The organism is Peribacillus sp. FSL K6-5616 (assembly GCF_038008245.1).
GTDB lineage: Bacteria > Bacillota > Bacilli > Bacillales > DSM-1321 > Peribacillus > Peribacillus frigoritolerans.
The window spans coordinates 947,010-970,351 of the sequence record NZ_JBBOYT010000001.1 but is presented as its reverse complement, the minus strand read 5'-3'; the positions used below and the strand labels follow the sequence as shown (position 1 = coordinate 970,351).

Below are 23,342 nucleotides of genomic sequence, written 5' to 3'. Positions count from 1 at the left end.
AATTGAGAAATTGGGTTTTTTTCTGTAATCCTCATTGGATTGAAGAAATTTGCGACACTCCTGCCGAATTACTGGCTAGCCGAGACACCAAATGCGTTTGCTATAATGCGGCTTGGCAGACAGTCGGCGGAAAGGGAGCAGATTTCTAAAAACTGAACTTTTTAAATAAAAAACTTCAGCCAAACTGAGTTTTCATCGAGTTTGGCTACAGTCTAAAAGCCCGTGTATATAACACGGGCTTTCTTCATTATTTCAAATCCATTGGATTATATAATTCCACGTCAGGATTTTTATCTTGGAACCAACGAAGTGCAAACTCATTTTCAAATAAGAATGCATATTTATCAAACCGGTCCTTAACAAGGATGCTTCTTGAGCTATGAAGATTTTCATCAAGCTTTTCATCCTCAGCCCAGCGTGTAATCTTGCTGCCCATGCGCTCCATCACGACTTCAACATTATACTCGTTCCTCATTCGATGCTCGAATACTTCAAATTGAAGCTGCCCAACCGCACCAAGCAGATATTCTTCCATCCTAACCGTTTTGAAGAGCTGAATTGCCCCTTCTTGTACAAGTTGGTTAATACCTTTATGGAAATGTTTCTGTTTCATGACGTTTTTAGCTGTTACCCTCATGAATAGTTCCGGCGTAAACTGAGGCAGCCTTTCAAACTGAAACATGTCTTTGCTTGTAGTGATCGTATCACCAATTTGGTAATTACCAGTATCATATAAACCGATGATATCTCCGCTTACCGCTTCATTTACGGTGTTTCGATCATCAGCCATGAATTGAGTAGAGGAAGAAAGGTTGATCGGTTTCCCTGTCCTGCTCAAGTTGACGCTCATTCCACGCTCGAATTTACCGGAGCAAATGCGAAGGAAAGCGATTCGGTCACGGTGTTTTGGGTTCATGTTCGCCTGGATTTTGAAAATGAAACCGGAAAAATCATTGCTGACAGGATCCATTTCACCTGAGGTTGTCATCCGTGCTTGTGGAGCTGGTGCAAACTTCAGATAAGCATCCAAAAACGTCTGAACACCGAATGTCGTTAAAGCACTTCCGAAAAATACAGGACTAAGTTTACCATTCGCGATATTTTCTTCAGAGAATTGGTTACCCGCTTCCGTCAACAGCATGATTTCTTCCAAAGTTTGCTCATATAACTGGGAATCCTTAAGTTTATGATCCACTTCGAGTTCACCATCATCATTCAACGGAAGGAAACGCTCTTCCCCTTCAGTTTTGAACTGTTCAATCCGATTGTTGAACCTGTCGTAAATGCCCACGAAGTCTTTTCCCATCCCGATCGGCCAGTTCATTGGATATGTTTCTATTCCTAATACCTCTTCAAGTTCGGCAAGCAATTCTAGCGGTGTTTTACCTTGTCGGTCCATTTTATTGATAAAAGTGAAAATCGGTATACCCCTCATCCGGCATACTTTGAATAATTTAACCGTTTGATCCTCGATACCTTTTGCCGAGTCGATGATCATCACGGCGCTATCAACAGCCATCAGTGTACGATATGTGTCTTCACTGAAATCTTGGTGGCCCGGTGTATCGAGAATATTGACACGGAAGTCATCATAATCGAATTGCATGACTGAAGATGTAACGGAAATTCCCCGTTGCTTTTCAATTTCCATCCAGTCACTGGTTGCATATTTCCCTGTTTTTCTAGCTTTAACTGTTCCGGCATCGCGGATCGCGCCGCCAAACAGCAATAATTTTTCTGTCAAAGTCGTTTTCCCGGCATCCGGGTGAGAGATGATTGCGAAGGTCCGTCGGGATTGAACCTCGTCTTTTAAATTAGTCATAATATGTTCCTTTCATTATTGGAGTCATCAATAAAAAAATTTATAGGAGGTTTATTGTATTTTTTACATTGGAATGGCAACCTTTCTTTGTATGCAAAAATCCTGATCATACACAATATATGTAAGAAAAAATATATCATAAGGCTTAAGCATTGGCTACTCAGCATTCATTTCAATCAACCTTTCTATTTTAACACGATATGAAGGAAAGATGTAGAGGTGAATGAAACACCCATTAGGGGATTTGTTCAGATGGCAAAACAAAAGACGCTTAATCAGCGCCCCTTATCTTGATCCATATGATTACCGTTCATTTATTCATGGTTTATTTATTTACCTTGCCGTTTTAAACGATTTTTGATTCCGCTTGTTCTTCCAGCGTTTTTTTACTTCCTTGAATATGATTGGAGCAGCAAAAATGAGAGCCCTTTTTAATAATTTCTTCATTTTTCATCAGTCCTTTCTTTCTTATCCTATACCCGATTATTTTCGCAGAAAACTTTAATGCCAAATTGTTTTCCTGATTTCAACCATAAAGGCATTTCATTTTGGACATGGAATCCCCCGTCAAATTTCAATCAAGGAAAATCCCGTGCGACAATACCGTTATATTTCCCCGTATAAAACCTGTCTAATATTATTTTCCCCAAATGGGAATGTATAAATTACTTCCATTTGTTTTATCCTTTATAAAGGTGGGTATATACTAAAAAAATGGAAATTGCTCCAGAGGTTACGGTGGTAATTTTTCCTGTAGGCTTTCACATATTATCAAGCATCGTCGTATGATAATTTAACTTGAATGAGGGTGCTGGATAATGTGTGAAATTGATTTTTCCATCTAGGTAAAATCATCACCATTAATATTTTTTAACTTTTTAGGAGGATTCATCGAATGACAGTAACAGGTAAAGTGAAATGGTTCAATAGTGACAAAGGATTTGGTTTCATCGAAGTACCAAACGGAGATGATGTTTTCGTACATTTTTCCGCCATTCAAGGAGAAGGTTTCAAAAGCCTTGATGAAGGTCAAGAGGTTGAATTTGAAATCGAAGAAGGAAACCGCGGACCTCAAGCTAAAAACGTCGTAAAACTCTAAAGCATAGATACACAAACATAATTGATAGGCAATGCAAAAGGATGCCGCCCATATCGGGCGGCATCCTTTCCTTTATATGTACATGCAAAATATTCACGTTATTTTTCATTAAAATGATCCAAAATGAAATCGGGAACATGTTCGCCAGAAAAACTCTTGATGTCCACATCTCTGCTTTCTTTATAATAAAAGGCAGCTGAATACTCCCCGCTCCAATCTATTTGGGCATTATCAATCGCTGTCTCGATTTCAGAAGCGGTCTTAATTTTCAAGCGATTTGGCTGTTGTTCAATCTGCTGTGCAAGTTCACTTTCAGAATTCGTGTGATAAATTTTCGAATCGGACTTCGCAACCAGGATATAAGAAATATCATCAGCCATTAACAGTGCTTGTTCCGATTGTCCGGTACTTACCATCCATTCTGAAAACTGAGGATATGAAGAGTCCCCATTCATATAAATGGTTTTGTTATCATTCAAAAGAATCTCTATGGAGGCGTAATCACCAAAAGAAGAAGTCATTTGTGCGAACGATTGATTATTCAGGTCCTCCGACAATGCCTTCACTGCAGCTTCCAGCTGTTGACGGTCCGTGATCGTTATGGATTTGTCAACTTGGCCGCTCGCCGTTATCTTGATTTCAGAAACGTCTTGAGCGGAAACATTCAATACCTGATTAACCATTTTTTTATATTCATTAGACCCATATATTTTCGCCAATAATGGCATGTATGAGTCGTAATTCAGCAAATGATACTCTCTTGCTAACCGTTTCCCATTCTTGAGTTCATACATCAGAAATACGGATTGACCATCATTCCATTCACCAATGGAAACCTTTTTACCCTTATCGATGATTTCCTGATGCAATAACCTGATCGCTTCAATATTTTCCTTCTCTTTAAGATAATTGGAAGCATTATTCGAGGTGTCATCGCCTTCAAAAAATATAGGAGAATCACCAATATAAATTTGGCTAATCATCTTTTCATCAGGAATCTTGGTCTTATACTGAAGGGGATCTATTTTTATAATGAGTGCCAGCACAATGAAAGCCGCTATAAACGCTACATAACCTTTCAGGTTGACCCGTATTCGCCAAGTCTTTTGCAGGACGATTTCCCCTAAATAATATCCAAGCAAAGAACCGACGGTATATCCGAAAAAAATCCACCCAGGTTCGCCTGTCGTTTCGCTAAAATAAAGCCCTGTAAACAGCATCATGCATAATGTCAGGCCGAATTTAAACACTGGCTTAATCTTCGGGTAAACAAATGCCTGCGACACACGCTCCAGCTTTCTCCTCTCATAGAGAAAAAGAGAGCTGATCAGAAAAAGAAAGGTTAATATACTATAAATTAATGTATTAATAGAGAAGAAAGTGATTTTTTCCATCTCCGTTGCTGCTAATAATGGGGAGATGCCATTCATATTGGCACTTAGATAATAATCTGCAGAAAATCCTGCTATCAAAAATTTCACATTAGCTGCAAACAAAACAAAAAGCCCCACCGGCAAAGTAAGAAAAATATAGGTCAGCACTCCTTGAAAGGCTGATAATCCCGTAACCATTCCAAGTAAAACGGCAACAGAAAAGATCAAAGCTTCCAAAATAAATGTTGTCCCCATCCAAGACCATATATCCGTCATGGTATATAGCCGTTCTATATCAATTGCCGAGTGAAATAATATCAATATTGAACCTGTAAGTAAAATCGGCAAACCCATGAAGCCAATTCCCGTTCCAATCATATGAGCATAGATGCTGCGTCTCGTAATCGGTAAACTATGAATGAAGTCCGAGGCTTGTTTCATTTGTAAAAACCGAAAAAGGAAGATGGCAAGTAATACTGGAATAACGATGACCAAGACAAACTGTATCATCTGCTGACAGGAAAAAAGGTTTTCGAATTCCACATATTCATTGTTCCCATTCAAGATAATCGCTAACATTTCCAGAGGCAGCGCAAATATGAGGCCTACAAGATATAGGAAACCAATCCAGCCAGTGCTTCTGAAAATATAGATAATCAGTTCCCTATTAAACCAGGTTATTCTGGATGACATAACCGATATCCCCCATTTCATAAATGAATATCTCCTCAAGAGTAAGGGGGAGAATATCTAATATTTCTGGCTGAAACTGGTTAAAATGCGATTTAATCATGGCTTCACTACCTTTAACGATACAAACGATCACGCTGCCGCGTCTTTCCTTGTTAAGGATTTGAATTCCACGGTATAAACCATGGGGAATTTTATGCTTAAAGGCAATTTGCACTTTATGTACATCAGCTTTCAAGTCATTCAAAACCTTTTGGATAACAAGCTCACCCTTATGCAAAATCCCTACATGATCGGCTAAATCTTCAATTTCCAGGAGATTATGGGACGATAGTAAAATCGTCATATCCCTTTCCGAAACATCCTGAATCAACAACTGTCTCACATTTTTCCGCATGACCGTATCTAATCCATCAAACGGTTCATCCAATATTAGAACTTCCGGCATCGTCGAGAGTGCTAGCCAAAAAGCAACCTGTCTCTGCATCCCCTTCGATAGTTTATGTATTTTATTTTGGACGGGTATCGGGAATACTTCCTGTAATTGATAGAAACGTTCTTGATTCCACTCGCTATAAATATGGCTATAAAAACCTGCCATTTGCGTGATCGTATAGTTAGCCAGGAAATAAGGCGTATCAGGAAGGAAGAAACAACGATTTTTCACTTCACGGTTTTCAAACACATATGATCCATCAATAAGAACTTCACCTGCATCCTGTATCAGGTTGCCTGAAAGCATTTTTAATAGAGTCGTTTTCCCCGCCCCATTTGAACCTAATAACCCGAATATGGAGCCTTTTGGTATAACCAAGGTGATGTTTTTGATTGCTTCTTTTCCTTCATATAATTTACTCACCTGTTTCATTTCAATCATGAATCCCCCCCCTTTGCCAATGGACTGATTTCCTTTATTATTCTATAAATTTCATGTTTATCGATTCCGATATACAGAGCTTCAGCGAGTACCTTTGAAAGCTCGTTTCTGATCTCTTCTTCTTTCAATGAATTTTTGAAGGATTTAGGAGGTGCCACGAAATTCCCTTTGCCTGGTAAGGTATATATAAACCCGTCAGACTCAAGCTGCTTGTACGCTTTCTGGATCGTATTTGGATTGATGGTCAACTCCTGAGCCAATATTCGTATGGATGGGAGCTGATTATGCTCCTGTAAAACTTCATTGATCATTAGTTCCTTTAACTTATCCATCAATTGCTCATATACCGGCTTTCCACTTTGAACATCCAACTCAATCATCATAAACCCTCCTTGCAATGGGTGTATTACATCTCCTAATACAGTACATTATAAAACAATATCTTCCAATTTAAAACCAATTTAATACCATTTTCAAACAATACTCGCTTTCATTTTGTTTAACAAGACTTACAGCAGGGAAGTAATGATAGTAAGAATGAATAAAGGAGTTGTTTTCATTGAAACCATTATATACAGCTACAGTTACCGTACACGGTGGTCGTGAAGGACATATTAAATCAGAGGACGGGATTCTGGATTTCGATGTGAGGTCACCGAAGGAATTAGGTGGTTCCGGTGAGCGCGCCACAAACCCTGAACAGTTATTCGCAGCCGGTTACGCGGCATGTTTTGACAGTGCCTTGAATCTTGTACTGCAAAAAGAAAAGAAAAAGGTCGATACGTCCGTGACGGCAAATGTAACGATCGGTAAAGATGAGGAAGACGGCGGTTTTAAATTGGCTGTAAGGTTGGATGTTTCGATTCCCGACCTAAGCAGGGAAGAAGCCGAAGACTTCGCCAAAAAAGCACACATGACCTGCCCTTATTCAAAAGCAACACGCGGAAACGTCGATGTCACCTTGATTTTGGTATAACGTTTAAGCAAGGGACTGGATACGGCATTAAGGCCGGCTCCAGTCCCTTTTTCTTATTTCACTTCTTCCAATCCCTTCAGTTTCAAAAGAAAGCCAAGACCTATTATCGCCATGATGATCAATGACCCTAATGCCATCCGGCTCGCCAATGTACCGAGGTCATGGAATATCAACGTTATCGTTCCATATAATAACGGACCGATTATTGAAGAGACTTTTCCAGAAAATGCAAATAGTCCAAAAAATTGCCCCCTCTTCTCATCTGGAGTCAATTCAATGATATACGTCCGTGATGTCACCCACATCGAACCTAGCGAAATGCCGAACATACTCCCTGCAACCCAGAACCAAAGGGCGGTTTGTGCGAAGACCGCTATAAATAATGCGACCAAGAGCAGAACTCCCACATATGTCACAGCCAGCCGCGGTCCCTTCGACTGCGTGACGTATCCAAACAGAAACGATCCGGCAATGCTCGATACTGTCGATACCAAGTAAAGCAAAATGAATCCGCTGGAGGAAAATCCAACAACAGTCTTGGCATAAACCGCCATCATGCCGATAGTGGTCGCAATTGCATCATTTAAAAAGAAATAAGCAATCATGAATGTAAAAACCGATCGATAGGATCGCATCTCTTTAAATGTTGATTTAATTTCCTTATAACCAGATAAAAAAGGTTCTTTCGCTTTTTGCTGTTTTGGAGACTCTTTTAAAAAAAAGAATAAGGGAAGGGAAAAAACCAGAAATAAAATGGCCGTGGGAATGAAGGCTTCATGTGAACTCCCTTTACTAATGAATGGATAGATTGACAGTCCCACCAACGTTCCAAGGTAGCCTACCGCCACGCCAAACCCTGATATAAGCGGCAATTGCTGTTTCGTGCCTAAATCACTCATCATCGTATCATAGAAGACAAGACTCGAATGATAGAAAAACTTTGCTATCACAAATAAAAGAATGACGATCGCCAAGGAAACGGGAATCCCCAGAATCTTTCCATCCAACGACATCCCTCCGAATACCCCCATTAAAAATGTACATACAACGGAAATAAGTGTGAAAATCATAATGTATTTTTTCATTTTTCCCGTTCGATCGATCATGACACCGAACAGCGGGGAAAACAAAACAAGAAACAAACTGGCAATCGCATTAGCGTAGGAGATGAAGGTACTCGCAATCTGATCAAGAACGGCATTTTCCCCAATCTGTTCCTGGAGGAAGAATGGAAAGAAAATCGTATTGATATTAGAAGAAAAAATCGTATTGGCAAAATCGTAAAACGCCCAAGAGAGAATGGGTAGGGAAAAATATAAACCAAAATTCCCTTTCCATTTTTTAGACTTCGGTTTCACCTGCAATTCCATCTGCTTTCCCTCCTTATTGATACTTAAATTATATGTATTCCATACCTTTCCAATAAATCCTTTAAGTCGGATTATAACATTGTGTAAAACATGATTTTTTCCTGCCTAACATGTAATATTATGAAATGAGACTGTCCTGCTTACTTTTAATCATTGTGCCTGATAGGAGTGTGAAAGATGACCGCATTTTTTCTTATTATCGTGATAATCATGCTTGTCCTGTTCGCTCTCTACGCTAAAAGATCAAAAAGTGATTTCCCTAAAAGCTTAATGATGCAGCATTCCCCCATTAAAATTGGACATCGAGGTGCATCTGGATACTGCCCCGAGAATACAATGGCATCTTATAAAAAAGCAATTGAATTGGGAGCTGATTTCCTGGAAGTGGATATCCACCTCAGTAAAGATGATGTCCTTGTGGTTCATCATGATCCCACCTTGGATCGAACCACAAACGGCAAAGGGAACCTCCGTGATTACACGGCAGCCGAATTAAAGGAACTGGATGCAGGAAGCTGGTATCATTCTCGCTATAAAAACGAAAGGATTCCTTTACTAAGGGAGGTATTGGAGAATTTCGGGTCTGAAGTCGGCATTTTAATCGAATTGAAACATCCCTCTGCTTATCCCGGCATAGAAGAGAAACTTGCAGAAGAATTAGGTGAATTCCAAGAATGTTCAACGAGTAAAAATAAGATAATGGTTCATTCGTTCGATATGGAATCCATGAAAAGGTTTCATCAATTAATGCCGGACATACAAGTGGGCGTTTTGATAAAACGGCGAATCAATGACCAAAAATTAAAAGAGATTGCCGAGTTTGCATCATTTTTGAATCCAAAACAAACGATTTTGAGTACGAAGCTGCAAATGCGAATCCAAAAGCACGGGATGAAAGTATTTACATGGACTGTCAACAATAAAAAACAAATACACATGTTCAAAATGATGCAGGTAGATGGTATCATTTCCGATTTTCCGGATTATTTTTTGGATTGAAACTTTGAATGATAAGTGAAAAAATGAAGATAACTAGTTCTTTACACAATTCAGGGTGAGACCATTCCGAATCCCTTTTAAAATTCCCTATGAAATTTCGATTAATGGTTAAGAACAAAAGACTGCAGGCAAAAACATAGTTGATTGGAGCGGGTGTGCGAGACTCCTGCGGGAATAGCGAATCAAGGGAGACCCCACAGGCGCAAGATCGCCGAGGGCGGACCGCCCGCAGAAAGCGAGTGCCCTACATTCCAATCAACTTCCAAATTTGCACAAGCAAAACAATGTAGACAAACTCGATTTTCATCGAGTTTGTCTACATTCTGAACAATCCGCAAATGCGGATTGTTTTTAATAACAATGAAAGAACTGTATTTCATGCGCGTCCGTTCCATAATAAGCCCATCGCTGTTGACTTCGTCTCCATCGATAACCTGCCACTGAATTATATCCGACATATGTTGGGTAAAACCAAAATGAACGGCCATTCTTAAGCCAAATATACGTATGTTTGTATAAGCAGCGTTTCATTGACCCAGTGTCCATTGCCTTATACATTCCTTCATGAAGTTGTGGAGTGAATAATGGCGGAGCTATATGAGGCGGTCCTCCTCCGTGCGGCGGCCGTGGCGGCGGCTGGCCCCCTCCATAGGAAGGACCAGGCGGGCCAGGAGGAGTCCTTACTTCCATCATCTGATTTTCTAATGGATATGGCGCTACCAAGAAATCTTTGCCCATATTTCGGAGATGTGCATTTTGATCATTACCGTTATGGTCGTTCTGTTGATTCAATGAATCGTATGGTTTCATACCTTTTCACCTCATAATTGAACTTCCTTTTATCCGTATGTAGTCGAATGACCATGTGTGCATGCTTTGCTCTGGACAGTCTCGAAATTGGTTGCTATTTAATCTATTCATTCATCAGAAAATATTCCCTGTTTATTTTTTGAATAAATCCCTATATTTTTTAGCTTTCTTGCCCTAGAATTGATATAGTGTTGTTAATGATTTAAACTCAAAATGGTCAAAAGTCATTTAGGCCCTAAATCATTTTTGGACAAATTTCATTATCTTTGAAAAAACGAGGGATTCCTATGTGGGAATTATTATTAGAATTCGATTATCAAACCGTTCGCCATGCGGTATGGGCAGGTTACTTATTTACCTTTGTCTTTCCACTGGCCGCGTTTTACTTCTTAAATAAAAAGCAATCACTCTTGAATGACAAATATCAAGCTTCCGTTCATACAGATAAAAGTAAATCCCCTGTTCATGCAGGCAGCATTTTCGACTGGCGCGGTGCACAGCGCTTTTTCACCTTTATCCGGCAAAAGGATTCACCAGATGATTCCGATGAGCCAAGCCTCCTTCTAGTTGTTTAAACATTAACAATTCGAGGAGGAAATTATATTGAAGAAGAAAAATATGTTTTTAATTGCCGTCCTATTTTTGGCAACGACCCTTTTGACTGGTTGCTCAGCAGCAACGAGCGGTCCATTTCATACAGCATTGGTTAACCCCATGACAAAAATGCTGGAATTCAATGCTGATTTATTTAATGGCAACTATGGTTTAAGCATCATCATGATGACATTTTTGATTCGCCTTGTTTTGCTTCCACTGACTGCCAAGCAATATAAAACACAGCTTAGCATGAAGACGAAGATGAATGGGCTGAAACCGGAAATGACAGCAATCCAGCAGAAAATCAAAGAGACGAAAGATCCAGCTAAACAAAAGGCCCTCCAGCAGGAAATGATGCAGCTTTACCAAAAGCATGGAGTCAATCCTTTAAACATGGGCTGTCTGCCGCTCTTGATTCAAATGCCGATCCTAATGGGCTTTTATTACGCGATTCAAGGTTCCCATGAAATTGCAACCCATAGTTTCCTTTGGTACAGCCTAGGCCAGCCGAATATTGCCATGGCGATTATCGCTGGTGTCATTTATTATTTCCAATCGGTCATATCCGTGAGACAAATGCCGGAAGAACAGCAGAAACAAATGAAGATGATGAGCTTGCTCTCACCAGCAATGATTTTATTCATTTCTTTCTCCGCTCCTGCTGCATTGCCACTATATTGGTCAATCGGAGGTATATTCATGATTGTTCAGTCAATCGTGCTTCAGCGAATATATAAAAAAGACCATGCCGCAGTCCCGGCTGCAAATGAAACGGTCATGAAAAAAAGCTAATCCACTTGGATTAGCTTTTTTCATACTTTCATTTTCCACTTGCACTGGAAATTGATAGGATTTCCAGGGTGAGATCACTTTGTTTTATTTCTTCGGCAATGGATTTGTTGAAACTTTTTCGAAAAATCCCTCTACATATTCAAAATCCGTGTAAAAGAACAATAATAGGTCACCCGGTTGTGATTTCTCCCAGGCTTTTATGAATGCGTCCAATTCATTAGGTTCGATGAATGTCCGATCTTTTTGTAACCCAGCTTCTACCGCAGCATCCTGAAGCAGCCCGGCTACTTCTAACGGCTCCCTTCCCCGCAAATCATCGTCTTCTTTAATGATGAACAGATCGGAATTAATGGCCGCTACCTTGGAGAGTCTGATAAGTTCTTCATCAATACGGTCCCCCGGCCCTGCCAAAACAGTGATAAGATGATTTTTGTTATAGGCACTGACCGTTTCGAATATGGCCTTCAATCCCGCTTCATTATGGGCATAGTCAATGATGATCGTGCGCTCTTTCAACTTTTTCAAATTGAACCGTCCTTTGGACAAATTCGTATCAGGCATAAATGTGGCAGCCTTCCTTCTTAGTTCTTCCATGGAAATGCCTTGTGTTTCGGCTGCGGCTAACGCCTGAAGTAAATTGGCGATATTATGACTTGCCATGCCGGAAATCGTTATTGGAACCATGGTGCAATCCATAAATGGATGGATGACTCCATCAGCTGAATGACAAATGACGCCTTTTTCATTGACGTACCAAACTTTACATCCCTTATCTATCGCAGCTTTCACGTGAGGCTGGGTGGCATCTGTAGAGGTGTAAATGACCTCCCCATCTGTATAAGCGTTCATGGCAGCTACATTCGGATCATCTGCATTCAGTACACAATAGCCTGTTTTCATTACGACTTCGGCTACCAGCCTCTTTAATTTAATGAGATCATCCAATGTATCGATTCCATCACGGCCGAGGTGATCCTCACTTACATTGGTGATGATCCCCACATCACATTTACGAAAAGCCAGACCTTCACGCAGAATCCCGCCCCGGGCCGTTTCCAATACGGCAATATCGACTTCAGGATGGGCCAATACCATTCTTGCACTGACGGGGCCACTGCAGTCACCGTGATCCAATACCTCATCGCCGATATATACTCCATCAGAATTTGTCATACCAACTTTTGTTTTTTCATTAGTAAGAAAATAATGAATCAATCGGGTTGTTGTCGTCTTTCCATTTGTTCCGGTCACTGCGATGATCGGTATAGCCGCCTCTTCCCTGGTCGGAAATAAATAATCGACAATGGCTTTGCCTACATCCCTTTTTTTCCCTTCACTTGGATAATGATGCATTCGAATTCCCGGTGCAGCATTCACTTCAATAATTGCAGTCCTTGAATATTCGATCGGTTTTGATATATCCTCACAAATAAAATCTATTCCGGCGATATCCAAACCGATCGCTTTCGCAGCAGCAACAGCCATATTATTAATGGTCGGATGAACCTGGTCCGTTACATCGATTGCCTTTCCGCCAGTCGAAAGATTTGCATTGCCGACAACCTGAACCAATTCCCCTTGATTCGGAATCGTATCGAGCGTCCGATTCGACTTTTCCAAATAACACGTCACGGTATGTGTAAGTGGGATTTTTGACATCGGCTTTTCATGACCATCTCCCCGCAAATCATTACCATTTTCCTTTTCTATTAAACTGCGTATCGTTTCCTTGCCATTGCCAATAACATAGGGAGGAAGCCTCAAACTGGCGGCGATAAGTTCTCCATTAACTATCAGTAACCGATAATCATGTCCTTCAATATGCCGTTCGACAATGTACTTCTCCACATGCAACTCCAAACAATTGATTACATTGAATAGCTCATCCTTATTTTTGATATGGGTGATGACACCCTGACCCTGTCTCCCATTATACGGTTTTATGACCAGTGGAAAACCCAGCCTGTCCGCCGAGGCAAAGATATCTTCAATGGAATGGGCAACTTCCCCTTCAGGTACAGGGAGGCCACAACCTCTTAAAATGGATTTGGTCAATGCTTTGTCACATGAATTCTCAACCGCAATATTCGAAGTCTGGCTAGAGATTGTCGCCTGGACATACTTCTGCCTTGCACCTGTTCCTAAACGCAGTAAGCTTTCATCACCCATTCGCTCGACAGGGATATCTTTTGCTTGTGCTGCCTTAAAAATGGCTTCGGTACTTGGCCCCAGTTTATTTTTATAATATAACTGCTCTATTTGTTTTACATAAGATTGTACATTTATAAGTTTTTCACCATTCAGGATGGCTTCCGCGATATCTTTCGCTGCTAAAAAAGCTTGAAGACCTGAGTGAGGCTCCTGATAGTCAAAGGTAACATAATAAAAACCCTTCTTTTCCATCATTATCGTTTTTCCGCGAATGGCTTCGATTCCGGCCAAGTTTTGAAGCTCAATCGTCATATGCTCCAATATATGTCCCATCCATGTTCCTTTTCTCAGCCTTTCGGCGAAACCGCCTCGATACCCTTTTGAACATGTATGGCTTCCCAAGTTCGGGAGCGCCTTTAACAATTTTTCATTGAATCCAGGGATTGAATCAGATGGTTTCTGTTCCAGTTCCCCTATATCCAATTCAATGCAAATCGTAGGTGTATAAGCAAAATAATTAGGTCCTTTTAAATAACGGACTCGATTGATCTTCATTGTTGGATCCCCTTTTTCATCAACAATTTCCTGGTAAGCAGGTCAAAACGGTATCCCCTGGTTAGTGCATGAAGGTTAAATCCCGAAAGAGTCAACTCTTCACTGCCATTATCAGAAGATGTGATATTGATATAATCACTGGTGCTGCCATCAAGAACCAATACTTGATGTTGGCCGACTACTTCAAAATGACCGTCTTTAACTAAAATTGCTGTATTTTCATCAATGCCAATACCCATAATTTCTTTTTTCCCTGCTATTGCACTTAACAGACGGTCAAATCGGCCACGCTGGGAAAAATGTTGATCGATTATCAGTCCGTCCAGGAAGCCGAAACCTAAGCCAATTTCAACCTTTAACTTATTGTCATTCAGCATCGTGTCAGCCGCAACGATCATATACTTACCTAAAATCGAAGCACCAGCACTTGTCCCTGCTATCACCATTCCTTCATGCCATGCTTTAGAAAGGGCATCGTGGAACTTTGTTTTTCCAATCAGTTCAGACAATCGGCTTTGGTTTCCCCCTGAAATGAAGATGGCGGAAAAGGATGCTAGCTGTTCACAAATTGCCGGATCGTCTGCATCTTGCCTTGAATCCAGCTTGATCACTTCAACCCTGTCCACACCTAAATCCCTGAAAATCTTAATATACTCTGTACTCACTTCCTCAGGAATTTCACTCGCTGTAGGCAATATTCCTATTCCGCCTTCGCTATGGGTTGCAAGCTCGACAAATTTATTTAATACTTCACCTTCAAGGCACTTATCCTCTGCCCCGCCAATGATAAGTAATTCACCACAATTCATTCATCATACTCACCTTTACAAATGGATTCACATCATGAAATTGCTCTAAACAGAACACATAATGACTAGTATGGCAAATTCTTTCAGTATTCATTCATAAAAATGGCAAACTGCATAATTTTGTTTAACTTAATGAAAAAAGAGGAAAAGTAATAGAGTAAAAAATAAAAGGAGTGTGTAAAAAATGAGCCAAAACCAAATAAAAGAAAAAGTATTGAACATCATCCGTGATCATAAAATAGGAGTTTTATCTTCTGTTGAAAACAACAAACCACATTCACGCTATATGACATTTTTTAACGATGATTTAACTTTATACACACCAACGAGCGGAAAGACGGAAAAAATCGATGAAATTGAAAAGAACCCTAATGTTCATATCCTGATTGGCTATGATAATGAAGGATTGGGCGATTCTTACCTGGAAATCTCAGGTACCTCGAAAATAAACGATTCTCAGGAACTGAAAGATAAATTATGGAATGAATCATTTGAACGGTGGTTCGAAGGTCCGAAAGATCCAAATTATTTAATTCTGCAAATTAAGCCGGAAAGCATACGGTTGATGAACAACAATGGTGAACCTCCACAAGAATTATCATTATAAATCTTTATTTTTTGTACTTACGCCAATTGACGAGTATTACGCTCAAACTCACGAGTAAATGGCCAAAATTCACGAGTAAAACACCGAAACTCACGAGTATTGATCGAAATTCACGAGTATTACTCCAAATCAGGAGGAAATGACCGAAATTCACGTGTAAAACACCAAAACTCACGAGTATTTGATCGAAATTCATGAGTATTACCCAAATCACGAGTAAATGACCGAAATTCACGTGCATTTCACTAACTCAGTACTATACTAAAAATAGTTCTATAAAACAGTTAAAAGCCCGCACATGAGTGCGGGCTTTTCTCACGATTATACCAACTCTGATTGGATATAATGCAAAATCAGATTGGCTGTATGCTTTAATGAAGAGACATGTGTCCGCTCGAAGGCATGTGATGCATCGATTCCCGGTCCGATCAGGCCATGGACGACATCATATCCTGCCCGGATGGCAGCGGAAGCGTCCGATCCGTAATATGGATAAATATCGACGCGGTAGTCGACAGCATTTGCTTGGGCAAGTGAGACCAGATGCTGACGCAGTTTATAATGATAAGGACCCGAGGAGTCTTTTGCGCAAATGGAAACGCTGAATTCATCCGTCGTTTGTCCATCACCGATCGCGCCCATATCGACAGCTAGATATTCGACTGTTTTCTCAGGGATATTGGAATTTCCGCCATAGCCGATTTCTTCATTGTTGGAAATCAGGAAATGGGTCGTATATGCCAATTTTATCTTTCCTGCGGAAATGAGGTCAATGATATGAAGGAGGATACCCACACTAGCTTTATCATCCAAATGCCTTGATTTCAAAAAGCCTGTATCCGTCACTTCCACTCTCGGTTCAAAGGAGACAAAATCTCCAACAGAAATGCCAATGGCCTCGGTTTCCGCTTTAGTTTTCACGATAGCATCTATCCGGACCTCTATTGTCTCATCATCACGCTTCGCATCGCCGGCATTTTTATATACGTGGACAGAGGTCTGATTGATTAAAATGGTCCCGGTGATGATGGCTCCGTCAGCTGTATGGATTTTACAATACTCTCCTTCCACTGAGTTCCAGCGGAAGCCGCCGATCATCGTCAATTTAAGGCGGCCATTCGCCTTGATTTCCTTTACCATGGCTCCCAGGGTATCGACATGGGCAGTCAGCAAGCGTTGTTTGTCATCATCTTCGCCTTTTAATGTAGCAAGCAATGCCCCTTTATTCGTGATGTTGTAAGGAACCTTCCTCTGCTCCATGAAATCGGCCGCGTATTTAATGGCTTGTTCAGTATAGCCAGAGGGGCTTGGTATGGACACCAATTCTTTTATGTAAGATACGATTTCTTTTTCTTCGATCACGCTCATGCATATCTCTCCTTTCCTCTTTGTTCATTATATCTTTTCATGGCACTTTTAACATATTAAAAGACCGCCAAAAGGCGGCCCTTTAATCGATTTAACCCATAAAAGCCATTACAGGCAAGATGGCCATAGCCAATGTTGCAATTCCATATAACGCTAAATTCTCCATATTCACTCTTCTTTTCCACTTATCTCGCCATACCTTGTATCTGTCCATATCTTCGTTCCTCATAAAAAAACCTCCTTCATGATGAAAGTTTCAACTTACTTCAATTGTCTTTGTTTGTTGGACATTTCCTTCATATATTCCAAGAAGGCAATTCTCTTTTCGTCTGGATAGGCTACAATGTCTGCAATGATTTCCTCTTCGAGAGGTTTCAGTAAACGGCCAACCGATTCAGTAAACAATATTTCTAACTCTCTCTTTGTTTCATTAGGATTTCTCACTTCCATCAATATCACCCTTCCAATTACTTACTATTATCTATATAACCGTTATCCACTCCATTAAAACGCAAAAAAAATCGACCGCCATAAAGGCAGCCGATAGTCAGCTTAAATTATTTCGTTACCCCGACATTATGCCATTGATATTGACGGCCTGCGAGATAATCGTAACCTGTAACGCGTTCATTCACTCCAGCCAATTGATAACGGAATAAAGTCGGAATGACCGGAACCTCTTCATGAATCAATTCTTGCCACTCATTATACGTATCGATTCGATATTGATCATCGAAGGCTTCCTCTGAAATCCCTTTAGCAAGAAGCTCATCATTTTTTTCACTCACCCAGCGGGTATAGTTAAATTCTGCAGACCTAGACCATATTCCTGATGGATCCGGATCGGAAGCGACACCCCATGCTGCTGAATAAACATCAACTTCGTCATTATCCTTTTTCAGGAGGTCGTAGAATGAATTGAACTCATGCAGCCTTCCATCCTGCAATTCGACGTCCAACCCTACTTGTTCCCATTGCTGTATATAATACCTTGCCAGTGGCTCGGAAACATCGGAACCGCTCATGGAAGCAAAGTTGATTTTGAACTCTTTTCCATCAGCATCCTCACGAATGCCATCATTATTCGTATCTACAAATCCTGCTTCATCCAAAAGTTCCTTAGCTTTTTCAGGATTATATTCATATGCTTTTACATCTTTATTGTTATATTTAAAGTTCGGGGTAATGACAGAGTTGGCAGGGAAGCGAAGGCCCTTGTACATCTTTTCGCCAACTTCTTTATTATTGATGGCATATGCCATTGCCTGACGAAGGCGTTTGTCACCGAATTTAGGATTTTCATCCATAACATTCTCTTCTTTTTCCTTATCATAATGACCGAAGTTGAAACCAATATAGGAATAAGCCAATTCAACTTTCCCCAATAATTCGACATTATCCAATTCCTTGGCTTGCTCATATTGCTCCGCCAGGACCTCCGCTACATCGAGGTCACCATTTTCAAGTGACTTGACGACAACCGACGGATTCACGACTTTTAATGTGACACTGTCCAATTTAGGTTCACCGCGGTAATAATCTTTATTCGCTTCGAATTCGACCGCTTCCCCTTGAACGATTTTCTTCACTTTGAATGGTCCAAAACCGATCGGGTTTTTACGGATTTTATCAGAAGATTCCAAATCCGCAATCGGAACATCCTTTAAGTATTCTTTATGAAGCGGGTATGTCCATAATCCGGTCGTGACGGATGGGTTCGCTTTTTTGAAAGTGAAAGTGATTTTCTTGCCATCGACTTTAATGCCTGAAATCTTATCCGCTTTCCCTTCATGATACTCTTCCATACCCTCGATCAAAGCCATTTGCTCATCATAGCGGACACCTTTGTAATCTTTGCTTCCCATGACAAGATATGCATATTCCAAATCAGCGCCAGTCACAGGCTTTCCGTCATGCCAATTTACATTATCCTTAATCGTCAGCGTGACCGTTTTATGATCGTCCGAAATCTCATAGGAAGCGGCACCTTCATTCGTGAAAACATAGTCTTCGTCTGTATCCAATAAATCCTCATCAAAGAATGTGATAACTTGGTTATCGGGTTCGCCTTGATAGAAAACCTTGTTTAATATCCCTTCAAACGGGGTATCTGATACCAAACCATATGTCAAATGGCCGCCTTCAATCGGCTCTCCTTGATTCGTCGTCTTTGTCGGGAATTTAGAGGTATCGACCTGTTCGACATCTTTCCCTTTTTTCTCTTTCGTTGACGATTTCTCCGTATCATTCGAACATGCAGCAAGCAGTAGAGACGAAATGGCCAATGCACTTAATACCTTACTGTAGCTTTTGATTTTCATATCATACACTCCCCTTTTTTTATCCTCTTCTTTGTCTTGCATCGGCTGCGCGTTTTAACGCTTGACCAACGAAATTTATACTCAGCATCAACACTAAAATCATGAGTGATGCGGGTACCCATATCCACCACTTGTTTTCCAGAACATCTGGATTTCGAGCATAACTGATGAGCGTCCCTAAACTCGGGGTGCTTTCCGGAAGGCCGAACCCTAAGAAAGTCAAACTGGATTCTAAGCCAATATTGCCAGCAAGGTTCAAAATGAAGTTAACGATGATCAATGAACTGACATTGGGCAGAAGCTGAAATAGGATGATTTTCCAATGTGGCGTCCCGAGAGTCTGTGAGGCATGAATATAATCCAGCTCACGCTCAGACAAAGCCTTTGAACGAATCAGCCGTGCCTTTCCTGTCCATAAAAACATCGTCATGATTAAAATGAAAACATATACATTGAAGATCGGTACAATCGTGACCACAACGATGATGAACATCAATTGCGGCAGGGCAATCACGAAATCGATAACACGCATGATCACATTATCGGTTGCCCCGCCAAAGTAACCGGCAAGAAGTCCTAAAGATAAACCGATGATAGCCGTGAATAATGTAATGAATAAACTGATCGTGAATGAATTCCTGGTACCTATTATCAGTTGTCCGAATACATCCCGGCCGCCATAATCGGTTCCAAGCCAATAGTCTGAAGATGGTTCCATATAAATGGAGAGAAAATCGACTTTGGCTATTTCCTTGGCGTCCATGAAGAACGACGCACCGTAAACAAAAAGCAATATGGCTGCTAATATAATCAATGAGCCCATGGCAAGTTTATCTTTTTTGATTTCCTGCCAGATGATTTTCATTCCTGAAGGGCTCACATCGTTAACTTGTATGTTCTTTCCGGTTTCCACTTTCATTTCCATACGACTCACCCCGCTCCTATTCTATCCGTATACGCGGATCGACCGCACTAAGTATGATGTCCGAAAGAAGAGTGCCAAGCAGAGTGGCAAATCCCGTCATCATGACGATGGCCGTGACAACACTGAAATCCCGCAGACTTACTGAACTAAGGAAAAGCTGCCCCAGTCCCGGATAACTGAAAATGGTTTCGATTATGACCGCGCCGCCAATCAATCCTGTAATTTCATAACCTAAGAATGCTGCTATCGGTAAAAAGGAATTTCTCAGGATATGCCGTGAATATACTTTTGATTCAGGCACACCCTTCGAACGCGCTGTCCTTACGAAATCCTTGATTTTATTATCGATGATTTCATTTCGCAAATATTGGATCGTACTTGTTGTTGCAATTAAAGCTGTGCTTAAAGCTGGTAAAATCAAATGATTGATCTTGCTTACAACATAGGCGAATGTTCCTTCATCCACTTTGGAATCGACACTGCCGCCAGACGGGAACCAATCCAGGGCAAATCCGAAAACGAATAACATGATTAAAGCAAAAATGAAAATCGGCGTGCCAAACCCTACATAGCTATAACCCGTAACGGTTTTATCCACCCAGGTATCGTTATACCTTCCGCTAAGTATGCCTAATGGAATCGCAAGCATATATGTAAAGATCAGCGTGACCAACGCCAGGAACACCGTGTTCCAAAGCCTGTCTTCGATCACATCCATAACGGGCGTCTTATGTGTATAGGAAACACCGAAATCACCCTGTACTGCATTGGATGCCCACCTTATATATTGTTGGTACCAAGGGTCATTCAAACCCAGTTCTTCCCGGATCCTATCAAGCTCTGCCGGATTGGCCCTAGGGTTGATTTCCTGGCCTGACAGTGCATCTCCCGGCATTGCTTTTGCCATCATGAAAACGATGATGCTCAATAAAAAGAGCTGCGGGATCATAACTAATAAACGTCTTAGGATAAACTTCCACATATTCCTACCACCTCCTTATTGTAATGCGACTCTATGTGTCGATGAGATTGGCTTCAAATCGTAAGCACGTCCATTCTCATCGAAATATTTTGAGTAGGTAGACTCATATTCTGAGGTGAGTTTTTTTCTAAGCTGCACTTTATTTTCGCGAACTTCCGGCTCTAAATCCGGAATGGCGGCAATCAGGCGCTTCGTATATATATGTTGGGGATTTTCATAGATTTCCTCGCTTTTGCCTTCCTCTACCAATCTACCGCGATACATAACGCCCATCCGGTCACACATATGCCGGATTACGCCTAAATCATGCCCGACAAATAAATAAGTCAAATTGAACTCCTGTTGGAGATCCTGAAGAAAATTCAATACCTGTGCCTGAACGGAAACATCCAGTGCTGACACCGGTTCATCCGCAATGATCAGTTTAGGTTTCAATGTCAATGATCGGGCAATCCCAATCCGCTGGCGCTGCCCCCCTGAAAATTCATGGGGATACTTGTGAATCGATTCCGGACTGAGTCCGACTTTGTCCAAGAAGTCCTGTACGATTTTCTTTTCCTCTGAAGGGGATAACCGTTCGAAGTTCCTCAGCGGTTCGGCAATTATGTCCAGAACCCTCTTCTTGGGATTCAATGATGAATACGGGTCTTGGAAAATCATTTGGATATCTTTTCTGAACGGTTTAATTTCTCTTCTACTTAAAGATGCTAAATCCCTGCCTTCAAACAGGATTTGTCCGGATGTCACCTCATTCAGTTTGACCACTGCCTTGCCTGTCGTGGACTTGCCGCTTCCGGATTCCCCGACCAAACCATATGTTTCCCCTTGCTGCAACTCAAAGGAAACACCGTCCACGGCCTTTACGTGATCGACCACCCTTCGAAAAAAACCGCCCCTTATTGGAAAATGCACTTTTAAATTATCTAATTTTAGTAATGTCATGAGCCGATGCATCTCCTTCAGCTTGAAAATAGAATGCTTTATAGCAGGTACAGCGGACAAAATGATCGTTGCCCACTTCGTGAAGTAGTGGCGTCTCTTCATGCGCATGTTTAGGTACCCAAGGGATCCTATCTTGGAAGCGGCATCCGATCCGATCCATTTTCGCTATCGATGGAACGATTCCCTCGATAACATGCAAACGATTTTTCTCGTTTGCAGCCGAAGGAATCGAATTTAATAACGACCTCGTATATGGATGCAGCGGATTGTTGAATATCTCTTTAACACTTCCCGTTTCCACTACCTGACCTGCATACATGACAACGATCCTGTCAGCGACCTCTGCTACGACGCTCAGATCATGTGTAATTAAGATGATCCCCATTTTTGTCCTGCTTTGGATATCTTTCAGCAGATCAAGTATTTGCGCTTGAATCGTAACATCCAGTGCCGTCGTGGGTTCATCGGCAATGACCAGTGCAGGGTTGCAAGCAATGGCAATCGAGATCATTGCCCTTTGCCGCATTCCGCCCGAGAGCTCATGAGGATATTGCTTGTACGTCCGTTCAGGGTATGGAATTCCCACTTGTGTCAAAAGTTCGATCGTCCTGTTCTTTTTTTCAGCACTGGAGAGTTCAGTATGGTAATCAAGATTCTCCTCGATCTGCTTTCCGATGGTCATGAGCGGGTTCAACGCCGTTAAAGGTTCCTGGAATATCATACCCAATTCCTTACCACGGACTTTATTCATTTGCACATCATTCAACTTTAGGAGATTTTGGCCTTTATAATTGATGTTTCCTTCGGATTTCGTTCTCTGCTTATTATGTAATTGCATGATGGATAAGGCCAATGCACTCTTTCCACATCCTGATTCTCCAACAACTGCTACAATTTCATTTTCATTCACCGTAAACGAAACATCATCAACCGCTGCATGATATTTGTTACCGATTCGAAATGAGGTAGTTAGGTTTTCTATTTGCAAAATAGCTTTCTTCATCCTTGCTCCCCCTAAACTATTTTATCGGGAAAATAATTAATCTTCTGATAATTATTTAAAATTTTAATCATTTTTTTACAATTATACAATAGTTTTTATAGAAAATAATCACATTTTTTTCATATTTTATAACTTTAGGAATAATTTTCTGCAACATAAAAACGTTTCCTTTATAACTGTTATACAGTAAAGTTTTGAAGTCCGATTAAATATATATAATCAATAATTTCAAATTTATTATTTCGAGATAGTTTTTTTGAAGTTTATGCCTATT

Annotated in this window: 23 protein-coding genes; 6 read left to right on the top strand and 17 right to left on the bottom strand. The window is 40.8% G+C overall.

Going from position 1 to position 23,342, the window contains the following annotated elements:
* Nucleotides 1-247: 247 nt before the first annotated feature.
* The gene (locus tag MHB45_RS04670) at nucleotides 248-1,822 is read right to left on the bottom strand and encodes a peptide chain release factor 3 (protein WP_072272662.1); all 1,575 of its coding nucleotides are present in this window, start codon (nucleotides 1,820-1,822) and stop codon (nucleotides 248-250) included.
* 895 nt (nucleotides 1,823-2,717) lie between these two features.
* Between MHB45_RS04670 and cspD the strand changes: the two genes are divergently transcribed.
* Nucleotides 2,718-2,921 (top strand): cold-shock protein CspD, encoded by a 204-nt coding sequence (gene cspD / locus MHB45_RS04665; protein ID WP_034314240.1) that lies wholly within the window; start codon nucleotides 2,718-2,720, stop codon nucleotides 2,919-2,921.
* A gap of 98 nt (nucleotides 2,922-3,019) precedes the next feature.
* Here the strand turns inward: cspD and MHB45_RS04660 are convergent, their stop codons facing one another.
* The 3 genes from MHB45_RS04660 to MHB45_RS04650 are packed head-to-tail and all read right to left on the bottom strand — an operon-like array spanning nucleotide 3,020 to nucleotide 6,241.
* Nucleotides 3,020-4,987, bottom strand: a complete 1,968-nt coding sequence (locus tag MHB45_RS04660; protein WP_072272661.1) for a DUF6449 domain-containing protein — start codon at nucleotides 4,985-4,987, stop codon at nucleotides 3,020-3,022.
* Nucleotides 4,962-5,861, bottom strand: coding sequence for an ABC transporter ATP-binding protein (locus tag MHB45_RS04655; RefSeq protein WP_048687251.1), 900 nt, complete (start codon nucleotides 5,859-5,861; stop codon nucleotides 4,962-4,964). The genes MHB45_RS04660 and MHB45_RS04655 overlap by 26 nt, the downstream gene beginning before the upstream one ends.
* The gene (locus MHB45_RS04650) at nucleotides 5,858-6,241 is read right to left on the bottom strand and encodes a GntR family transcriptional regulator (RefSeq protein WP_048687253.1); all 384 of its coding nucleotides are present in this window, start codon (nucleotides 6,239-6,241) and stop codon (nucleotides 5,858-5,860) included. Before MHB45_RS04650 ends, MHB45_RS04655 begins: the two co-directional genes overlap by 4 nt.
* A 179-nt stretch (nucleotides 6,242-6,420) precedes the next feature.
* On the opposite strand from MHB45_RS04650, the gene MHB45_RS04645 reads away from it, so the two are divergent.
* Entirely contained in the window at nucleotides 6,421-6,837 is a 417-nt protein-coding gene (locus MHB45_RS04645) for an organic hydroperoxide resistance protein (protein WP_034314249.1), read from the top strand.
* A gap of 53 nt (nucleotides 6,838-6,890) precedes the next feature.
* Here MHB45_RS04645 and MHB45_RS04640 read toward each other — a convergent pair whose 3' ends face one another.
* Complete coding sequence (locus MHB45_RS04640) at nucleotides 6,891-8,207, bottom strand: MFS transporter (protein WP_048883225.1); 1,317 nt, start codon at nucleotides 8,205-8,207, stop codon at nucleotides 6,891-6,893.
* Between the two features lie 177 nt (nucleotides 8,208-8,384).
* On the opposite strand from MHB45_RS04640, the gene MHB45_RS04635 reads away from it, so the two are divergent.
* Nucleotides 8,385-9,206: a glycerophosphodiester phosphodiesterase gene (locus MHB45_RS04635; protein ID WP_048687256.1), complete on the top strand. Its 822-nt coding sequence runs from the start codon at nucleotides 8,385-8,387 to the stop codon at nucleotides 9,204-9,206.
* A 351-nt stretch (nucleotides 9,207-9,557) separates the two neighbouring features.
* On the opposite strand, the gene MHB45_RS04630 is transcribed toward MHB45_RS04635, so the two are convergent.
* Nucleotides 9,558-10,016 (bottom strand): hypothetical protein, encoded by a 459-nt coding sequence (locus MHB45_RS04630; protein ID WP_053087441.1) that lies wholly within the window; start codon nucleotides 10,014-10,016, stop codon nucleotides 9,558-9,560.
* Nucleotides 10,017-10,303: 287 nt separating this feature from the next.
* Here MHB45_RS04630 and MHB45_RS04625 point away from each other — a divergent pair, with 287 nt between their 5' ends.
* Together MHB45_RS04625 and yidC are read left to right on the top strand one after the other, a co-directional pair.
* Nucleotides 10,304-10,591, top strand: coding sequence for a hypothetical protein (locus MHB45_RS04625; protein WP_048687259.1), 288 nt, complete (start codon nucleotides 10,304-10,306; stop codon nucleotides 10,589-10,591).
* A gap of 28 nt (nucleotides 10,592-10,619) precedes the next feature.
* Nucleotides 10,620-11,405 (top strand): membrane protein insertase YidC, encoded by a 786-nt coding sequence (gene yidC, locus MHB45_RS04620; protein ID WP_226990517.1) that lies wholly within the window; start codon nucleotides 10,620-10,622, stop codon nucleotides 11,403-11,405.
* Nucleotides 11,406-11,489: 84 nt separating this feature from the next.
* Here yidC and cphA read toward each other — a convergent pair whose 3' ends face one another.
* Both cphA and MHB45_RS04610 read right to left on the bottom strand, forming a co-directional pair.
* A complete protein-coding gene (gene cphA, locus MHB45_RS04615) occupies nucleotides 11,490-14,111 on the bottom strand; it encodes a cyanophycin synthetase (RefSeq protein ID WP_072272660.1) in 2,622 nt (873 codons plus the stop codon).
* Nucleotides 14,108-14,920, bottom strand: coding sequence for a cyanophycinase (locus tag MHB45_RS04610; RefSeq protein ID WP_048687263.1), 813 nt, complete (start codon nucleotides 14,918-14,920; stop codon nucleotides 14,108-14,110). Before MHB45_RS04610 ends, cphA begins: the two co-directional genes overlap by 4 nt.
* 184 nt (nucleotides 14,921-15,104) lie before the next feature.
* Between MHB45_RS04610 and MHB45_RS04605 the strand changes: the two genes are divergently transcribed.
* Nucleotides 15,105-15,527 (top strand): pyridoxamine 5'-phosphate oxidase family protein, encoded by a 423-nt coding sequence (locus tag MHB45_RS04605; protein WP_048687265.1) that lies wholly within the window; start codon nucleotides 15,105-15,107, stop codon nucleotides 15,525-15,527.
* A gap of 4 nt (nucleotides 15,528-15,531) precedes the next feature.
* Here MHB45_RS04605 and MHB45_RS04600 read toward each other — a convergent pair whose 3' ends face one another.
* From MHB45_RS04600 to MHB45_RS04560, 9 genes are all read right to left on the bottom strand, one after another.
* Nucleotides 15,532-15,723: a hypothetical protein gene (locus tag MHB45_RS04600; RefSeq protein ID WP_048687267.1), complete on the bottom strand. Its 192-nt coding sequence runs from the start codon at nucleotides 15,721-15,723 to the stop codon at nucleotides 15,532-15,534.
* Nucleotides 15,724-15,848: 125 nt separating this feature from the next.
* The gene (locus MHB45_RS04595; protein WP_072272659.1) at nucleotides 15,849-16,895 is read right to left on the bottom strand and encodes a M42 family metallopeptidase; all 1,047 of its coding nucleotides are present in this window, start codon (nucleotides 16,893-16,895) and stop codon (nucleotides 15,849-15,851) included.
* Between the two features lie 91 nt (nucleotides 16,896-16,986).
* On the bottom strand, nucleotides 16,987-17,124 hold the full coding sequence (locus MHB45_RS04590) for a hypothetical protein (protein WP_153246153.1): 138 nt from the start codon (nucleotides 17,122-17,124) through the stop codon (nucleotides 16,987-16,989).
* A gap of 32 nt (nucleotides 17,125-17,156) precedes the next feature.
* Nucleotides 17,157-17,345 carry a hypothetical protein gene (locus MHB45_RS04585; protein ID WP_034314269.1) on the bottom strand — a complete coding sequence of 63 codons (189 nt, stop codon included), beginning with the start codon at nucleotides 17,343-17,345 and terminating at the stop codon, nucleotides 17,157-17,159.
* 107 nt (nucleotides 17,346-17,452) lie between these two features.
* Entirely contained in the window at nucleotides 17,453-19,216 is a 1,764-nt protein-coding gene (opp4A, locus tag MHB45_RS04580) for an oligopeptide ABC transporter substrate-binding protein (RefSeq protein WP_048687272.1), read from the bottom strand.
* A 19-nt stretch (nucleotides 19,217-19,235) separates the two neighbouring features.
* Nucleotides 19,236-20,135 carry an ABC transporter permease gene (locus MHB45_RS04575; RefSeq protein ID WP_034315454.1) on the bottom strand — a complete coding sequence of 300 codons (900 nt, stop codon included), beginning with the start codon at nucleotides 20,133-20,135 and terminating at the stop codon, nucleotides 19,236-19,238.
* Between the two features lie 22 nt (nucleotides 20,136-20,157).
* On the bottom strand, nucleotides 20,158-21,123 hold the full coding sequence (opp4B, locus tag MHB45_RS04570; protein WP_034314271.1) for an oligopeptide ABC transporter permease: 966 nt from the start codon (nucleotides 21,121-21,123) through the stop codon (nucleotides 20,158-20,160).
* A 15-nt stretch (nucleotides 21,124-21,138) separates the two neighbouring features.
* Complete coding sequence (locus tag MHB45_RS04565; RefSeq protein WP_072272658.1) at nucleotides 21,139-22,065, bottom strand: ABC transporter ATP-binding protein; 927 nt, start codon at nucleotides 22,063-22,065, stop codon at nucleotides 21,139-21,141.
* The gene (locus tag MHB45_RS04560; RefSeq protein WP_072272657.1) at nucleotides 22,043-23,068 is read right to left on the bottom strand and encodes an ABC transporter ATP-binding protein; all 1,026 of its coding nucleotides are present in this window, start codon (nucleotides 23,066-23,068) and stop codon (nucleotides 22,043-22,045) included. Before MHB45_RS04560 ends, MHB45_RS04565 begins: the two co-directional genes overlap by 23 nt.
* Nucleotides 23,069-23,342: the final 274 nt, after the last annotated feature.

What these genes read in the sequence shown, in the direction of transcription:
- MHB45_RS04670 (WP_072272662.1), bottom strand. Translation starts at nt 1,822, where the DNA reads ATGACTAATTTAAAAGACGAGGTTCAATCCCGACGGACCTTCGCAATC.
- cspD (WP_034314240.1), top strand. Translation starts at nt 2,718, where the DNA reads ATGACAGTAACAGGTAAAGTGAAATGGTTCAATAGTGACAAAGGATTT.
- MHB45_RS04660 (WP_072272661.1), bottom strand. Translation starts at nt 4,987, where the DNA reads ATGTCATCCAGAATAACCTGGTTTAATAGGGAACTGATTATCTATATT.
- MHB45_RS04655 (WP_048687251.1), bottom strand. Translation starts at nt 5,861, where the DNA reads ATGATTGAAATGAAACAGGTGAGTAAATTATATGAAGGAAAAGAAGCA.
- MHB45_RS04650 (WP_048687253.1), bottom strand. Translation starts at nt 6,241, where the DNA reads ATGATTGAGTTGGATGTTCAAAGTGGAAAGCCGGTATATGAGCAATTG.
- MHB45_RS04640 (WP_048883225.1), bottom strand. Translation starts at nt 8,207, where the DNA reads ATGGAATTGCAGGTGAAACCGAAGTCTAAAAAATGGAAAGGGAATTTT.
- MHB45_RS04635 (WP_048687256.1), top strand. Translation starts at nt 8,385, where the DNA reads ATGACCGCATTTTTTCTTATTATCGTGATAATCATGCTTGTCCTGTTC.
- MHB45_RS04630 (WP_053087441.1), bottom strand. Translation starts at nt 10,016, where the DNA reads ATGAAACCATACGATTCATTGAATCAACAGAACGACCATAACGGTAAT.
- MHB45_RS04625 (WP_048687259.1), top strand. Translation starts at nt 10,304, where the DNA reads ATGTGGGAATTATTATTAGAATTCGATTATCAAACCGTTCGCCATGCG.
- cphA (WP_072272660.1), bottom strand. Translation starts at nt 14,111, where the DNA reads ATGAAGATCAATCGAGTCCGTTATTTAAAAGGACCTAATTATTTTGCT.
- MHB45_RS04610 (WP_048687263.1), bottom strand. Translation starts at nt 14,920, where the DNA reads ATGAATTGTGGTGAATTACTTATCATTGGCGGGGCAGAGGATAAGTGC.
- MHB45_RS04605 (WP_048687265.1), top strand. Translation starts at nt 15,105, where the DNA reads ATGAGCCAAAACCAAATAAAAGAAAAAGTATTGAACATCATCCGTGAT.
- MHB45_RS04600 (WP_048687267.1), bottom strand. Translation starts at nt 15,723, where the DNA reads ATGAATTTCGATCAAATACTCGTGAGTTTTGGTGTTTTACACGTGAAT.
- MHB45_RS04595 (WP_072272659.1), bottom strand. Translation starts at nt 16,895, where the DNA reads ATGAGCGTGATCGAAGAAAAAGAAATCGTATCTTACATAAAAGAATTG.
- MHB45_RS04590 (WP_153246153.1), bottom strand. Translation starts at nt 17,124, where the DNA reads ATGAGGAACGAAGATATGGACAGATACAAGGTATGGCGAGATAAGTGG.
- MHB45_RS04585 (WP_034314269.1), bottom strand. Translation starts at nt 17,345, where the DNA reads ATGGAAGTGAGAAATCCTAATGAAACAAAGAGAGAGTTAGAAATATTG.
- opp4A (WP_048687272.1), bottom strand. Translation starts at nt 19,216, where the DNA reads ATGAAAATCAAAAGCTACAGTAAGGTATTAAGTGCATTGGCCATTTCG.
- MHB45_RS04575 (WP_034315454.1), bottom strand. Translation starts at nt 20,135, where the DNA reads ATGAAAGTGGAAACCGGAAAGAACATACAAGTTAACGATGTGAGCCCT.
- opp4B (WP_034314271.1), bottom strand. Translation starts at nt 21,123, where the DNA reads ATGTGGAAGTTTATCCTAAGACGTTTATTAGTTATGATCCCGCAGCTC.
- MHB45_RS04565 (WP_072272658.1), bottom strand. Translation starts at nt 22,065, where the DNA reads ATGACATTACTAAAATTAGATAATTTAAAAGTGCATTTTCCAATAAGG.
- MHB45_RS04560 (WP_072272657.1), bottom strand. Translation starts at nt 23,068, where the DNA reads ATGAAGAAAGCTATTTTGCAAATAGAAAACCTAACTACCTCATTTCGA.